At 68.0% G+C, this 12550-nt stretch carries 17 protein-coding genes and 1 pseudogene; 12 read left to right on the top strand and 6 right to left on the bottom strand.

All coding sequences use genetic code 11. From position 1 onward, the window contains the following. Positions 1-55 precede the first annotated feature (55 nt). The 4 genes from OVA11_RS00940 (at position 56) to OVA11_RS00925 (ending at position 2800) form a co-directional block, all read left to right on the top strand. A complete protein-coding gene (locus OVA11_RS00940) occupies positions 56-838 on the top strand; it encodes an SDR family NAD(P)-dependent oxidoreductase (protein ID WP_268065623.1) in 783 nt (260 codons plus the stop codon). Positions 839-891: 53 nt separating this feature from the next. Continuing rightward, entirely contained in the window at positions 892-1113 is a 222-nt protein-coding gene (locus OVA11_RS00935) for a hypothetical protein (RefSeq protein ID WP_268065622.1), read from the top strand. Between the two features lie 66 nt (positions 1114-1179). Continuing rightward, complete coding sequence (locus OVA11_RS00930) at positions 1180-2145, top strand: NAD(P)H-dependent flavin oxidoreductase (protein WP_268065621.1); 966 nt, start codon at positions 1180-1182, stop codon at positions 2143-2145. Positions 2146-2260: 115 nt separating this feature from the next. Further along, positions 2261-2800 carry a hypothetical protein gene (locus OVA11_RS00925; RefSeq protein WP_268065620.1) on the top strand — a complete coding sequence of 180 codons (540 nt, stop codon included), beginning with the start codon at positions 2261-2263 and terminating at the stop codon, positions 2798-2800. Here OVA11_RS00925 and OVA11_RS00920 read toward each other — a convergent pair. Further along, positions 2797-3024, bottom strand: coding sequence for a hypothetical protein (locus OVA11_RS00920; RefSeq protein ID WP_268068866.1), 228 nt, complete (start codon positions 3022-3024; stop codon positions 2797-2799). The two genes, OVA11_RS00925 and OVA11_RS00920, sit on opposite strands and share 4 nt — an antisense overlap. Positions 3025-3186: 162 nt before the next feature. Here OVA11_RS00920 and OVA11_RS00915 point away from each other — a divergent pair, with 162 nt between their 5' ends. The 6 genes and pseudogenes from OVA11_RS00915 to OVA11_RS19750 all read left to right on the top strand — a co-directional run. Then, entirely contained in the window at positions 3187-3615 is a 429-nt protein-coding gene (locus OVA11_RS00915; RefSeq protein ID WP_268065619.1) for a TIGR02301 family protein, read from the top strand. Positions 3616-3717: 102 nt separating this feature from the next. After that, positions 3718-4692 (top strand): SPFH domain-containing protein, encoded by a 975-nt coding sequence (locus OVA11_RS00910; protein ID WP_268065618.1) that lies wholly within the window; start codon positions 3718-3720, stop codon positions 4690-4692. Between the two features lies 1 nt (position 4693). Beyond that, positions 4694-5158 carry an NfeD family protein gene (locus tag OVA11_RS00905; protein WP_268065617.1) on the top strand — a complete coding sequence of 155 codons (465 nt, stop codon included), beginning with the start codon at positions 4694-4696 and terminating at the stop codon, positions 5156-5158. Between the two features lie 103 nt (positions 5159-5261). Beyond that, positions 5262-6206 carry an ABC transporter ATP-binding protein gene (locus tag OVA11_RS00900; protein ID WP_268065616.1) on the top strand — a complete coding sequence of 315 codons (945 nt, stop codon included), beginning with the start codon at positions 5262-5264 and terminating at the stop codon, positions 6204-6206. Then, positions 6203-6964, top strand: a complete 762-nt coding sequence (locus tag OVA11_RS00895) for an ABC transporter permease (RefSeq protein WP_268065615.1) — start codon at positions 6203-6205, stop codon at positions 6962-6964. The genes OVA11_RS00900 and OVA11_RS00895 overlap by 4 nt, the downstream gene beginning before the upstream one ends. A 28-nt stretch (positions 6965-6992) precedes the next feature. Continuing rightward, positions 6993-7102: pseudogene (locus OVA11_RS19750) on the top strand (hypothetical protein); the annotation flags it as partial. Positions 7103-7114: 12 nt separating this feature from the next. Here OVA11_RS19750 and OVA11_RS00890 read toward each other — a convergent pair. Both OVA11_RS00890 and OVA11_RS00885 read right to left on the bottom strand, forming a co-directional pair. Then, positions 7115-7567: a recombinase family protein gene (locus OVA11_RS00890; protein ID WP_268065614.1), complete on the bottom strand. Its 453-nt coding sequence runs from the start codon at positions 7565-7567 to the stop codon at positions 7115-7117. Positions 7568-7655: 88 nt separating this feature from the next. Beyond that, positions 7656-8513 (bottom strand): SDR family oxidoreductase, encoded by an 858-nt coding sequence (locus OVA11_RS00885; protein WP_268065613.1) that lies wholly within the window; start codon positions 8511-8513, stop codon positions 7656-7658. A 78-nt stretch (positions 8514-8591) separates the two neighbouring features. Between OVA11_RS00885 and OVA11_RS00880 the strand changes: the two genes are divergently transcribed. Continuing rightward, positions 8592-9038 carry a winged helix-turn-helix transcriptional regulator gene (locus OVA11_RS00880; protein WP_268065612.1) on the top strand — a complete coding sequence of 149 codons (447 nt, stop codon included), beginning with the start codon at positions 8592-8594 and terminating at the stop codon, positions 9036-9038. Here the strand turns inward: OVA11_RS00880 and ftrA are convergent. Then, positions 9014-9994, bottom strand: a complete 981-nt coding sequence (gene ftrA / locus OVA11_RS00875) for a transcriptional regulator FtrA (RefSeq protein ID WP_268065611.1) — start codon at positions 9992-9994, stop codon at positions 9014-9016. The genes OVA11_RS00880 and ftrA overlap by 25 nt on opposite strands. An 87-nt stretch (positions 9995-10081) precedes the next feature. On the opposite strand from ftrA, the gene OVA11_RS00870 reads away from it, so the two are divergent. After that, positions 10082-10495, top strand: coding sequence for a rhodanese-like domain-containing protein (locus tag OVA11_RS00870; RefSeq protein ID WP_268065610.1), 414 nt, complete (start codon positions 10082-10084; stop codon positions 10493-10495). Here the strand turns inward: OVA11_RS00870 and rnhA are convergent. Beyond that, positions 10492-10941, bottom strand: coding sequence for a ribonuclease HI (rnhA, locus tag OVA11_RS00865; RefSeq protein ID WP_268065609.1), 450 nt, complete (start codon positions 10939-10941; stop codon positions 10492-10494). The two genes, OVA11_RS00870 and rnhA, sit on opposite strands and share 4 nt — an antisense overlap. Next, a complete protein-coding gene (gene thrB / locus OVA11_RS00860) occupies positions 10938-11891 on the bottom strand; it encodes a homoserine kinase (protein WP_268065608.1) in 954 nt (317 codons plus the stop codon). Before thrB ends, rnhA begins: the two co-directional genes overlap by 4 nt. Positions 11892-12550 lie beyond the last annotated feature (659 nt).

Here is a 12550-nt window from a genome sequence, read left to right as displayed (position 1 = left end):
TCTGACCCCGTCTCCTTCAAACAAGCGTTTCAAGAACAATGAGGGAGGGTTCGTCATGGCCTATGCGCCGTTCAACCTGTCGGGAAAGGTCGCCCTGGTCACCGGCGGCAATCGGGGCATCGGGCTCGGCATGGCCAAGGCCATGGCGCAGGCCGGGGCCGACATCGTCATCTGGGGCTCCAACCCCGAGCGCAACCTGGCCGCCGAGGGCGAACTGACCGCTCTGGGCGTGCGGGTGAAGGCCCAGACCGTCGACGTCTCGGACGAGGCCCAGGTCCGCGAGGGCATGGAGGAGGCCGTCGCCGCCATGGGCCGCGTGGACAGCGTCTTCGCCAACGCCGGCATCGGCTATGGCTCGCCCTCGTTCGTCGACATGAGCACCGAGGTCTATCGCAAGGTGCTGGCGGTCAATCTGGACGGTGTGTTCTTCACCCTGCGCGAGGCCTGCCGCCACATGGTCGAGCGCGCCAAGGCCGGTGATCCGGGCGGCTCGCTGGTGGGCGTCGCCTCGCTGGCGGCCATCGAGGGCGCGGCCCGCAACGAGGCCTACGCCGCCACCAAGGGCGCGGTGATCTCGATGATCAAGTCGGTCGCCGTTGAGCACGCCCGCTATGGCGTGCGCGCCAACGCCATCCTGCCCGGCTGGATCGCCACCGACATGACCGCCGGCGCCCAGGCCAATTCGGCCTTCGCCGAGAAGGTCATTCCGCGCGTGCCGGCCCGCCGCTGGGGCGAGCCCGAGGACTTCGGCGGCATGGCCGTCTATCTGGCCTCGGACGCCTCCAGCTATCACTCGGGCACGACCCTGGTGATCGACGGCGGCTATTCGATCTTCTAACGGATGGATTTCTGGACTCAGGCGTCCATTAAAACTTGATGTAAAACAGGGGGTTGCGCGGGCGGCCCGGCGGTGTGAAGCTTCCTCCCACGGCAGCCTGGGCAAAAGATCCGGGCGCCGACGAGGAAACGAGAGAGATGACGCCCCAAGACGTTGTCAGCCTGGCTCCGCCGCGCGGCTTCCTGTTGATGCTGGCCCTGGCCGTCAGCAGCATGCTGGCCTGCTTCTGGACGCATCACGCGGATCTGGAAGCCGAGCTCGTCCGTCGCGACTGACCTCGCGGCAGGCTTGTGAGGCGGCGGCTGGCCCCTGATCCTCCTTGGAAAAAGGGAGGATCCGCCATGGGTCTGCGCACGCCGCTCTGCGATCTGCTGTCCATCGAACACCCGATCCTGCTGGCGGGCATGGGCGGGGTCTCCTACGCGCCGCTGGCCGCCGCCGTTTCCAACGCTGGCGGCTATGGCGTCCTGGGCATGGCCGGAACCAGCCCGGACTTCATCCGTGACCAGATGCGCCAGGTCAAAAGCCTGACCGACAAGCCCTTCGGCGTCGATCTCCTCGCCGCCACGCCGGACGCGCTGACCGCGTCCGTCGAGGTCATCATCGAGGAAGGCGCCTCGTCTTTCGTGGCGGGTCTGGGCGTGCCCCTGCCGATCATCGAACGCCTCAAGGCCGCCGGCCTGAAAGTGATGGTCGTCTGCGGCGCGGTGAAGCATGCGGTGAAAGCCGAACAGGCCGGCTGCGACGCGGTCATATGCCAGGGCGGCGAGGGCGGTGGTCACACGGGTCTCGTCGGCACCCTGCCGCTGGTGGCCCAGGCGGTCGAGGCGGTGAAGATCCCGGTGGTCGCCGCCGGCGGCCTGCATGACGGCCGTGGCCTGGCGGCGGCGCTGGCTCTGGGCGCGCAGGGCGTCTGGATGGGCACGCGGTTCATCGCCTCGCACGAGGCGCATGCGGGCGATCTCTACCGCCAGGCGGTGGTCGAGGCCGCCGACGAGGACACCGTTCGCACCCGCTGCTACTCGGGTAAGCCGATGCGGGTGAAGAAGAACCCCTATGTCGACGACTGGGAAGCGCGCCCGGGCGACATCCAGCCGTTCCCGCAGCAGGCCATGGTCTCGATCCGCAATGGCGCGATGGGCGGCATCGGCGGCCAGATCGAGGGCCTGGACGCGGCCAAGTCCTGCTTCGCCATGGGCCAGAGCGCCGGCGGCGTGCGTGAGATCCTGCCCGCCGGCGAGATCGTGGCGCGCCTGATGGCCGAGGCCGAGACGGCGCTGGCCAAGGCCTCGGCCTTCAGAACCTGAGGCGCGACCACCGCCGCGAGTCCACGGCGGCGCGCCACGCAAGGCTGAGTTTCCCGTGGACGACGAGCGTCTTCCGAAGCACCCTCCGGTGGATCGCTAGGGGGACAACACAGCGATGATCGCGCGAAAGCACCTGAGGCGTCGGCTCAGCCAGTACGGAGCGCTGTGGCTGGGCGGGTTTGTCGGCACGTTGCTGGTCATGGCCATCATGGTGTTCGGCGTCCAAACGCCGCTGGCGGCCGCCGCGGATCTTGTCCTGCCGATCGCCCTGGCTCTGCTGGGCCTGGCGGTGATCGCCGGGGTGGGGATCACGGTGGTCAAGGACGTCGGGCTGTCGACCAAGTCGCTGATTACGGCCCTGGCGCTGCTCCTGGTGCTGCCGCTGCTGTGGGCCCCGGTGCTGGCGGTTGTGGTCACTGCGGCCATCGCCGGGGCGTCGGTGGAGTACTCGGCCGTCTATGCTGAGTTCCGGATCGCGGTCAGCAACCTGATCTATCCGCTGGTCGCCATGCTGGGCGAAGACCCGCTGATCAGCTTCGTCTGGCAGGCGTTCCAGGTCGTCGCCTCCATCGTCGGGGCGATCGCGTCGACCTTGCAGGTCTGGCGGTTCGTCAAGCCGCTGCTCTACGGCCCTGACGAGGCCGAAACAGCCTAGCTGACAAGCGTCGGGCCGGGGAACACCCAGTCGTCTTCCTGTTCATGCAGCATCACCGGCAGGCCAAGGCCCGCAGGAAACGCCGCCAGGCGACGCACGGCCGCCTGGGCCTCGCTTCGCGTTTCATAGGCGCCGAACCGAAGGTTTTCACCGACGATCGCCCAATGGTCGCCAACCCGCACCACGCCGTAATGCACCTCAGTCATGGTCAGACCTCCTTGCAGTATCCACAGGGAAGACCCGATCCGTGGCGATCGCAAGGCCTTTATTTTGCGAACTTTTTTCTGCACTGCGGCAAAACTTGCCCCCAAGCGTCACCGCATCTGCGTTCGCGCGTTGGGAGGCGTGGTCGTGACAGCGGGCCGGGAGTTGGCGATAACCAGCCTATGTCGCGTCCGTTCCTCATTGGCGTCTGTCTGGCGAGCCTGATCGCCGCTCCGGTCCTGGCCCAGGAAAGGGCGCCGGAGGACCGCCAACGCTTGCTGGATATCGCCTATGCGCTGGGCGAAAGCCACGCTCTGCGGCAGACCTGCCAAGGCGAAGGCGATCAGTACTGGCGCTCGCGCATGGTGCGGCTGACCGAGGTGGAGCAGGCCGACCAGGCCTTCGACGCCCAGATGCGCGAACGGTTCAACACCGGCTTCGCCTCGCGCCGCAGCGAGTACCCGATCTGTGACGACGCCAGCCGCAAGGCCGAGCAGGCGGTGGCGCGCAAGGGCCAGGCCCTGGCCCTGAAGCTGTCCCAGACCATGCGCGAGGTTCGTGGCGGCGCGCCGGCGCCGGATTCCGCGGCGGTCGACACCGGAGCGCGTTAGAGTCTTTTCCAAAAATTAGAGCGTGATGGCCGCCGAAACCGCTCACACTTTAGGCCATCACGCTCTAGTCTCCATCCAACTTCAAGTTGGGGAGCGACCGTCTTGAGCGGCATTGTCGTCCTGGTTTTCCTGGCTTTCGCCTTCGTCCTGCTGTTCAGCGCGATCAAGATCGTGCCGCAGGGGCGCGAGTTCACGGTCGAGCGCTTCGGCCGCTACACCCGCACGCTCAAGCCGGGCATCACGATCCTGACGCCGTTCCTCGAGACGGTGGGCCGCCGGGTCAACATGATGGAGCAGGTCCTGGACGTGCCCCAGCAGGAGGTCATCACCAAGGACAACGTCTCGGTGAAGGTCGACGCCATCGTCTTCATCCAGGTGATGGACGCTGCGGCCGCCGCCTATCGGGTCGACAACCTGATGTACGCCATCACCCAGCTGGCCCAGACCAACCTGCGCACCGTGGTCGGGGCCATGGAACTGGACGAGGTGCTGAGCCAGCGGGACGCGATCAACAGCCGCCTGCTCTCGACCATCGACCACGCCACCGGCCCCTGGGGCGTCAAGGTCGCGCGGATCGAGATCAAGGACCTGACCCCGCCCGCCGACATCACCAACGCCATGGCCCGCCAGATGAAGGCCGAGCGCGAGCGCCGCGCGGTGATCACCGAGGCCGAGGGCGAGAAGCAGGCCCAGATCGCCCGCGCCGAGGGGCAGAAGCAGTCGGCGATCCTGCAGGCCGAGGGCCGCCGCGAAGCCGCGTTCCGCGACGCTGAGGCCCGCGAGCGCGAAGCCGAGGCCGAGGCCAAGGCGACCGCCTTCGTCTCCGAGGCCATCGCCAAGGGCGACGTCAATGCGATCAACTATTTCGTGGCCCAGAAGTACGTCGAGGCCTTCGCGGAACTGGCCCGTAGTCCGCAGCAGAAGACCGTGATCGTGCCCGCCGACTTCGCGGGCTTGACCGGTACGGTCGCGGGCGTGGGCGAGTTGATCAAGTCGTTGGGCGCGGACACCCCGCGTCCGACCCCGCCCGCGCGTGGCGCGACCAGCGCCCCCGTCGGCGGCAAGCGCGGAGAGTGACGTGATGGACGCGATCGCCGGCTTCCACGCCCTGCATCCCTTCTGGCTGTGGCTGGCCGTGGCCGCCGCCTTCCTGGCCTTCGAGGTCGCCACCGGCACCGGCTGGCTGCTGTGGACCGCCGCCAGCGCCTTCGTCGTCGGTGTCATCGCGCAACTGCTGCATACCAGTTTCGTGATCGAGCTTGGGCTGTTCGCGGCGCTGGCGATCGCCTCGACCTACCTGGCCAAGCGCTTTCTGCGACCGGTGCTGGAGGCGTCCGGGCCGGATCTGAATGATCCGATGCAGCGGCTGATCGGTCAGCGGGGCCAGGTGCTGTCGACCTTCGAGCAGGGGCGCGGCCGCGTCTTCATCGACGGCAAGGACTGGGCGGCCGAGACCGACGAGCCGATCCCGGCGATCAGCCAGGAGGTCGTGGTGGTCGGGGTGGACGGCGCGATCCTGAAGGTGCGCAAGATCCCGACCTGAGCGGGCTGCTGACAGAACCCGTCGCGCGGCCCTGTTATCGCGCCGCCTCGACACCATCTAGCGCTGACCAGCCACCAGTAGGGTCCCACGGCGCTGCATCGCTGTGGTGAGGGGAGACGGCGTGACGTCCATCATTTCGGTACAGGGTCTGACCAAGACCTATGCGTCGGGCCATCAGGCCCTCAAGCGGATCGACCTCGACATCCGGCAGGGCGAGATCTTCGCACTGCTGGGGCCGAACGGGGCGGGCAAGACCACCTTGATCAGCATCATCTGCGGCATCGTCAATCCGAGCCAGGGCGTGATCCTGGCCGACGGCCATGACGTGGTCCGCGACTATCGCGCCGCCCGCACCAAGATCGGCCTGGTGCCGCAGGAACTGCACACCGACGCCTTCGAGACGGTCTTGGCCACGGTCAGCTTCTCGCGCGGCCTGTTCGGCAAGCCGCGCAACGACGCCCTGATCGAGCAGATCCTTCGCGACCTCTCCTTGTGGGACAAGAAGGACAGCAAGATCATGGCGCTGTCGGGCGGCATGAAGCGCCGGGTGATGATCGCCAAGGCGCTGAGCCACGAGCCGACCATCCTGTTCCTGGACGAGCCCACCGCCGGCGTCGACGTCGAGCTGCGCCGCGACATGTGGGAGATGGTCCGCAAGCTGCGTGAGAGCGGCGTCACCATCATCCTGACCACCCACTATATCGAGGAGGCCGAGGAGATGGCCGACCGGATCGGGGTGATCAACAAGGGCGAGATCATCCTGGTGGAGGACAAGACCGTCCTGATGCGGAAGCTGGGCAAGAAGCAGCTGACCGTGCATCTGAAGGCGCCGCTGGCGGCCCTGCCCGCCGCTCTGGCCGACGCCTCGCTCAGCCTGGCCAATGACGGCGCAGACCTCGTCTACACCTTCGACGCCCAGGCCGACGACACCGGCATCGCTGATCTGCTGAAGCGCCTCTCCGAGCAGGGGATCGAGTTCAAGGACCTGAAGACCGACCAGAGCTCGCTGGAAGACATCTTCGTCAGCCTGGTGAGGGCCCCGCAATGAACCTCTATGCGATCAAGGCCATCTACAAGTTCGAGATGGCGCGATGGTTCCGCACCCTGGCCCAGAGCGTCATCTCGCCGGTGCTGTCGACCAGCCTCTATTTCGTGGTGTTCGGCTCAGCGATCGGCTCGCGCATGCAGGCCATCGACGGGATCAGCTACGCCGCCTTCATCGTGCCGGGCCTGATCATGCTGTCGCTGCTCAGCGAGAGCATCTCCAACGCCTCGTTCGGCATCTACATGCCCAAGTGGGCGGGCACCATCTACGAGCTCTTGTCGGCGCCGGTGGCCTGGTACGAGACCGTGGCCGGCTATGTCGGCGCGGCGGCGACCAAGTCGATCTGCCTGGGCCTGCTGATCCTGGCCACGGCGCGGATCTTCGTGCCGTTCGAGATCGCCCACCCGTTCGTGATGCTGCTGTTCCTGGTTTTGACCTCGGTCACCTTCAGCCTGTTCGGCTTCATCATCGGGGTCTGGGCCGACGACTTCCAGAAGCTGCAGATCGTGCCGCTGCTGATCGTCACACCGCTGACCTTCCTGGGCGGCAGTTTCTATTCGATCAAGATGCTGCCGGAGATCTGGCAGAAGATCACCCTGTTCAACCCGGTGGTCTATCTGATCAGCGGCTTCCGTTGGGCCTTCTACGGCCAGTCGGACGTCGGCGTCGGGATCAGCCTTGGGATGACGGCGGTGTTCCTGGCCGCGTGCCTGGGCGCGGTCTGGTGGATCTTCCGGACGGGGTACCGGCTGAAGGTTTAAAGGTCTGTCCCAAAGCCCGACAACCCCCGTGTCATCCCGGACGGCCCGCAGGGTCGATCCGGGACCCAGGGGCGGCGCGCACGGCGCTTCGTCACCCCCTGGGTCCCGGCGCTCCGCTTCGCTGCGGCCGGGATGACATGAAAACGGTGGCTACTCGGCTTTGTTCTCGACCGCCTTCAGCCCCTTCATGCCGCCCGCCTTGGCGCCCTTGGCGACCAGGGCGGTCTCGGCGCGGCGGATCATAGCGCGTTCGCCGTTGAAGGCGGCCAGGGCCAGGCAGGCCTCGAAGAAGCCGGGATCGGCGCGGGTGTCGATCGCGGGCTGCTGGACCAGCAGGTGCAGGTCGCGGGCGCGGAGCTTCAGCACCACGTCCATCACCGCGACCAGATCGCCGCCCAGGGCGTGCAGGCTGGGCGCGGCCAGAACGCCTCCCGGCTCCAGCGCCTCAAGAGCCCGCTCCAGTCCCGGACGCACGACGCCCGAGGCCAGGCAGCGGTCGCTGAACACCTGCTCGCAACCCAGCAGCAGCAGGCGCTCCTCCTGGGCGGGGCTGAAGAACACCCCCGGCGCGGGCGGGACGCGGTAGTAGCCGACGATTTTCATCCCGGCTGACTCGCAGACCCGTCGCACGCTGGCGAGGGGAAAACCGCGACCGCCCACAGACTTCGCGGGGCGGTCGCGGCAGGCGAGGTTAGAGCGACTCCAGGACGCCCGCGACGAACGCCGCCCAGGGCGTGGTTGGGCGGCCGATCAGCCGCGAGAGCTGGCGACTGTCGTTGAACAGCCCGCCCTGGGCGGCGCCGACGTCTGACTGGGCGAGCATGGCGGCTACCGGCGGCGGCAGGCCGATGCTCTTCAGGACCTCGGCGTAGGCGGCTTCCGGCAGGTTGTTGTAGGGCAGGTCGCGGCCGGTCTGGCGCGAGGTCTCGGCGGCGAGATCGGCCAGGGTGAAGGCCTCGTCGCCCGCCAGCTCGTAGGTCTTGCCCGCGTGGCCTTCGCTGGTCAGCACCACGGCGGCCGCGTCGGCGTAGTCGGCGCGCGAGGCGGCCGAGATGCGGCCTTCGCCTGCGCTGCCGACGAAGGCCCCGGCATGAAGCGCGCCGGCGATCGCCCCCGCATAGTTCTCCAGGTACCAGCTGTTGCGCAGCAGGGTGTAGTCGAGGCCCGACTCGCGGATCATCGTCTCGGTGGCGTGATGCTCGGCGCCCAGGCCGATCGGCGTGGTGTCGGCGTACAGGATGCTGGTGTAGGCGATCCGCTTCACGCCCGCGGCCTTGGCGGCCTCGATCACGTTGCGGTGCTGGGGCACGCGCTGACCGATGGCGTCGCTGGAGATCAGCAGCAGGACATCGACGCCAGCGAGGGCCGCAGCCAGGGTCTCGGGCTTGTCGTAGTCGGCGGCGCGGGCCTCAACGCCCAGGTCGGCGGCCCTGGCCGGATCGCGGGCCAGCGCCACGACGGATTGTTGGCCCGAAACGCGAGCCTTCAGCTGCTCGATAACCAGACGGCCCAGTTGGCCGGTGGCGCCGGTGACGGCGATGATCGTCATGTTCCTGCTCCTTTTCAGCGGACAGGCGTCATCTAGGGGCCTTGCTTACTTTTCGTAAGTACGTACATGAGTGTAAGTATGAAACACGACGATCCCTCAGAACTGGCCCCGCGTCGGCCCCTGTCCGACATCGTCTCGAACGGCGACCTGCAGGGAAACCTGATGGCGGCGGCCTGCCCCTCGCGCGAGGTGCTCAACCACGTCACCAGCCGCTGGGGCGTGCTGGCGCTGATGGCGTTGGAGACGCGCACCCTGCGCTTCAGCCAGCTCAGGCGTCAGATCGGCGGGGTCAGTGAGCGGATGCTGGCCCAGACGCTTAAGGCCCTGGAAAGCGACGGCTTCGTGCGCCGTCAGGCGTTCGAGGTCGTGCCGCCGCACGTGGAGTACAGCCTCACGCCCCTGGGCCTGGAGGTCGCCGAGCGCGTGCGGGGTCTGGCCGACTGGATCGAGGTGAACCTGCCCCGCATCCTGACCCATTGGGATCCGGAGGTCCTGGCGACCTATGCGCCGGAGACGGTCGCCTGAGGCTCAGCGAACCGCGCCCGATAGGCGCCCGGCGTCGTGGCGAACTGGCGGCGGAAGTGATGACGTAGGGCCGGCGCGCCCAGGCCGACGGCGGCGGCGATCTGGTCGATCCCCGCCGACGAGGTCTCCAGAAGATCGCGGGCGTGGTTCAGGCGCGCCGTCAGCAGCCAGCGGGCGGGCGTCTGGCCCGTGGCGGCCTCGAACCGGCGCAGGAAGGTGCGCTGACTCATGCCAGCGGCTTCGGCCAGGGCGCGGATCGTATGCTCGCCCGACAGATCCGCGCGCATCCGGTCCAGGATCGGCGACAGGCGCGAGGCCTCGTGCGCGCTCGGCACCGGACGCTCGATGAACTGGGCCTGGCCGCCGTCGCGGTGGGGCGGGATCACCAGGCGCCGCGCCACGGTGTTGGCCGCTTCCGGCCCGAAGTCGCGGCGGATCAGGTGCAGGCCAAGATCGAGGCCCGCCGCGCTGCCGGCCGAGGTGAGCACGTCGCCCTCGTCCACGTAGAGCACGTCCGGCAGGACCTCGATCGTCGGATGGCGCGCACGCAGCGTCTCGGCATAGCGCCAGTGGGTCGTGGCGCGGCGACCGTCCAGCAGACCGGTGGCCGCCAGCACGAAGACGCCTGAGCAGATCGACATCAGCCGCGCGCCCCCGGCGTGCGCTGCGCGCAGAGCCTCGATCAGGGACGGGGGAACCGGAGCGTCCAGGCCGCGCCAGCCTGGCGCTACGATGATGCTGGCCCCCGCCAGCAGCTCCAGACCGCCGTCGCCGACGACGCGAACGCCGCCAAGGCCCCGGAGATCTCCGGGCTCCACGGCGGCGGTCGCGAACCGGTACCACCCCTCGCCCATCTCGGGCCGGGGCAGGGCGAAGAGTTCGACGGCGACCCCGTACTCGAAGGTGCACAGGCCGTCATAGGCGAGGGCGACGACCAGCGGCGAGGCGTTTGGCATGATCTTTACGTTCAATGTCGATCTGGCCAGCTAACGCCAGGGGCGGCGGCGCGGCAAGGTCTGGGCGTCAAATCCCTGGAGGCCGTCATGAGCTTTGTTTCCGCCATCCCCGCCGCCTCGCCCGAGGTCGCCGCCGCCCACTTCGCCGCCCGCCTGTCGCTGGAGACCGACTGCGCCGACGTCGCCGCCGCTATGCGGGCGGGCGAGGTCGACTTCGTCCTGCTGCACGTGGTGGGCGCGCCGCAAGCCTACGCCCGTCGGCACGTGCCCGGCGCGCTGCACCTGCGTCACACCGACATCACCGCCGAGCGCATGACCGACTGGCCGGAGAAGACCCTATTCGTAGTCTATTGCGCGGGCCCGCACTGCAACGGCGCCGACCAGGCGGCGCTGAAGCTGGCGCGCCTGGGGCGACCGGTGAAGCTGATGATCGGGGGGATCACGGGCTGGGCCGACGAGGGCCTGCCGTTCGCCGAAGGGGCGGAGCCGGGGAGACTCTAGATCACGCGCGGGTTGGCCTGGCGCAGGCCTTCATTGGCTAGCTGGTCGGCTCGCTCATTGAGCGGATGGCCGGCGTGGCCCTTGACCCAGCGCCAGTCGACATCGTGCCGGGCGCGGGCCGCGTCGAGGCGTTTCCAGAGGTCGTCGTTCTTGACCGGGCTCTTGTCGGCCGTTTTCCAGCCGCGCGCCTTCCAGCCCCGGATCCACTCCTGGATGCCCTTCATCACGTATTGGCTGTCGGTGTGCAGTTCGACCACGCAGGGACGATTCAGCAGCTCCAGCGCCTGGATGGCGGCCATCAGCTCCATGCGGTTGTTGGTCGTCCCCGGCTCGCCGCCGCAGATCTCTTTCTTCTTGTCGCCATAGAACAGGATGGCGCCCCAGCCGCCGGGGCCCGGATTACCCTTGCAGGCGCCGTCGGTATAGATCGTGACCTTCGGCGTCATGCGAACAGCACGAGACCCTCGCGGTGGACGGCCAGCTTGCGCTCATATTCCAGCGGGTCCTTGGGCCGAACGAGCGCGCCGGCCGGGGTCGAACCCCAGTCGGCCAGGCGGGTGAGGAAGAACCGCATCGCCGCGCCGCGCGCCAGGATCGGCAGGGCTTCCTTCTCGATCGGGCTCAGCGGCCGGCGGCGCTCATAGCCGTTCAGCAGCGCCTTGGCGGCCGTGATGTTGAAGCTGCCGTCGGCCTCGAAGCACCAGGCGTTCAGGGTCACCGCCACGTCGTAGGCGTAAGAGTCGTCGCAGGCGAAATAGAAGTCGATCGCCGCGGCGAACTTTCCGTTCGACTGGAAAAAGACGTTGTCCGGGAAATAGTCGGCGTGGATCGTCCCGGTCGGCAGGTTGCGCGGCCACATCAGGGCCAGTTGCGCCAGGTCCTGGTCGATGGTCGCCGAGAGGCCCGGCTTGAGATCCTCGGCGGCCTTGCGGTGCTTGGAAAACAGCGGCGCCCAGGCGGCTTGGCCAAGATCGTTGGCGCGGCGCCCCGGATAGCCCTCGCCGGCCAGGTGCAGCCAGGCCAGGCCCTCGCCCGCTTCGCGGCAGTGGGCGGCGGTGGGCTTGCGCACCGACAGGCCGGGCAGGAACTCGACGATGGCGGCGGGCTTGCCGCGCAGGCTCGAGAGCGTGGCGCCCGTGCGGGTCGGGATCGGCCGGGCGCTGGGATAGCCCTTGTCGGCCAGCCAGGTCAGCATGTTGAGGAAATACGGGAGGTCGTCGGCCTTCACCCGCCGCTCGTAGACGGTCAGGATGTAGCGACCCTTCTCCGTCTCCAGCAGGAAGTTGGAGTTCTCCACGCCCTCGGCGATGCCCTTGAACGCCAGCGGCGCGCCCAGGTCATAGCCTTGCAGGAAGGTCTCGAGTTCTTGGTCGGTGATGTCGGTATAGACGGCCATGCCGCCGGGATGCGGGACGGGGCGCTGGCGGTCAAGAGCTCACAGCGTCCTTCGAGGCGCGCTCAGGAGCGCGCACCTCAGGATGAGGTGTTCAGCAACGGATTTCCTCATCCTGAGGTGTGAGCCGAAGGCGAGCCTCGAAGGACGCAGGGCGTGTCGGTGATTGTGAGCCGCTGTGCGAGGGAGCCGAAGTCCTGCAAACCGCCGCCACCGGCGGGAGCCATCCCTAAATCTCACGGCGAGACGATCGCAGGGCTGATCAGGTCACTCAAGGACGACGCTGCGCGTCGCCGCGCGCGGTCGCCGGAGGCGATCCTTGACTGACCTGATCAGCCCTGCACGCTGCAGCCTCCAAGAGATTTAAGGGTCGCACCGACCTCGCGAGGTCGGGTGGTGGTGCTAGACGGGCATGGTACCGACTAGCGTAGCGGCGATTGGGGCGGGAAATAGGTCGGTAGCGGGGTGGGCGCGCCGCCTGCCGAAGAGCTGTCATCGATGTTGCACCAGCTTCCCAGGGTGGCGCCCGTCTCAGCATCCGAAACGATATTCACCACTGAACATCCGCCGTGAACGAACTCTGGAAACTGTTCTCGCTTTCCAACGACGCGCACGCCCGCAGGCTCGGTGGTCCAAGCGCTAGGGGTTCGGACATACACGCC

Origin of the sequence: Caulobacter sp. SL161, from assembly GCF_026672375.1 — a bacterium.
Taxonomy (GTDB): Bacteria; Pseudomonadota; Alphaproteobacteria; order Caulobacterales; family Caulobacteraceae; genus Caulobacter.
Note: the sequence above shows the minus strand (reverse complement) of the source record. Positions and strands in the feature narration are given on the sequence as shown.